Source organism: Nocardia farcinica (assembly GCF_029867845.1).
Lineage (GTDB): Bacteria > Actinomycetota > Actinomycetes > Mycobacteriales > Mycobacteriaceae > Nocardia > Nocardia farcinica_A.
This window is the reverse complement of the sequence record NZ_JARWRU010001236.1, coordinates 1-1324: the sequence shown is the minus strand read 5'-3', so window position 1 is coordinate 1324 and position 1324 is coordinate 1. Positions and strand designations below refer to the sequence as shown.

The window sequence follows — 1324 nt, the reverse complement described above, 5'->3', positions numbered from 1 at the left end:
CGGGTCACCCCCGGCCGGGGGGGCCCCCCCCCCCGGGGGGGGCCCCACCGCGGGAACGCACAGCCGGGAGGACGCCATGGCAGGGGCCGCAGAACTCGCCGAACAGATCGCCGACATCGCCGGACGGACCGGCCTGCAAGTCGCCGTCGCCGAATCGCTGACCGCGGGAAATCTCGCCGCGGCGCTCGGCGCCGCCCCGGACGCGGGCGAGTGGTTCCGCGGCGGCGTCGTGGCCTACTCCCGGCACGTCAAACACCACGTCCTCGACGTGCCGGAGGGTCCGGTGGTCTGCCGGACCGCCGCCGAGGCGATGGCCACCGGGGTCGGGAAACTCATAGGCGCCACCGTGAGCGTCGCCGTCACCGGCGCGGGCGGTCCCGACCCGCAGGACGGCAGGGAGCCGGGCACGGTGTGGTTCGCCGTGGCCACCGGGACGACCTGCGAGGCCGAGGAACAGAAGTTCGAGGGCGAACCCGAGGACGTCCTGGCACAGACCGTCGAACACGCGCTGCGCCTGCTGCTTGGCGCGGCCGGGAGAGCGAAGAGGTGATCCGCGTGGCGCAGGCCGACGAGAGCAAGACCGCTGAAGGCAAGACCGCTGAAGGCAAGAACACCGAACCCAAGGGCGGGCGGCCCGGTCCCAAGGACGAGGGCCGCGACGGCGGGATGGCCACCCGCGAGATCGCGCCCGAGCTGACCACCCCCGACAAGAACGACGATTCCGCCTGACCCGCTCGCGCGGCCCGCGCGGCTTCGCGCTCAGCGCGGCCCGCGCGGCTCGTCGACCTCCTCGTGCCGTCCCCCGGGCCGCCGCCCCACCACGATGTCGGCCAACCGCCGCAACGACTCCCGATTGCGCGGCGCGATCATCAGGTCCTGCACCGCTCCGGGCAACACCTTGGCAGGCCCGCCGCTGACTCGCTCCGCCATCCTGATCTCGGTGCGCCCCTCGCCCACCGGCCGCAGTTCCAGCCGCACCCAGGCGGCGCCGAACGGCCACGTGCGCGCCCGCAGTTCCAGCAGCCTCGGCCGTTCCACCGCGAGCACCTCGGTGGTGTCGTGCAGGGTCAGCGGCCACGGGCCGACGCCGTGGTGGATGCGGGCGCGCGGCGCCGGGCCCCCCCCCGCCACCCCGCCGGTGAGGGGAGGGCGGCGCCCCCCCCCCACCCATCCCCACCCCGCGGACCCCCCGCGCCCCGGGGGGGGGGGGGGGCGGGGGCCGGCGCCCGGGGCCCGCGGCGGGGGGGTTGGGGGGGGCCGGCGGGGGGCCAGCCCGCGCCCACGTCCCTGATGTGCGAGGCGCCGACCACCCACAGCCCATAGC

3 protein-coding genes are annotated in these 1324 nt (G+C 76.8%); 2 read left to right on the top strand and 1 reads right to left on the bottom strand.

Translation table 11 applies throughout. The features are described from left to right. Positions 1-76 precede the first annotated feature (76 nt). Positions 77-550 carry a CinA family protein gene (locus QH283_RS27690; RefSeq protein WP_280505872.1) on the top strand — a complete coding sequence of 158 codons (474 nt, stop codon included), beginning with the start codon at positions 77-79 and terminating at the stop codon, positions 548-550. A gap of 5 nt (positions 551-555) precedes the next feature. After that, on the top strand, positions 556-729 hold the full coding sequence (locus tag QH283_RS27685; protein ID WP_280505871.1) for a hypothetical protein: 174 nt from the start codon (positions 556-558) through the stop codon (positions 727-729). A 30-nt stretch (positions 730-759) separates the two neighbouring features. On the opposite strand, the gene QH283_RS27680 is transcribed toward QH283_RS27685, so the two are convergent. Continuing rightward, entirely contained in the window at positions 760-1167 is a 408-nt protein-coding gene (locus QH283_RS27680; protein WP_280505870.1) for an SRPBCC family protein, read from the bottom strand. Positions 1168-1324 lie beyond the last annotated feature (157 nt).

Coding starts and splice junctions, on each gene's coding strand:
- QH283_RS27690 (WP_280505872.1), top strand. CDS start 77: ATGGCAGGGGCCGCAGAACTCGCCGAACAGATCGCCGACATCGCCGGA.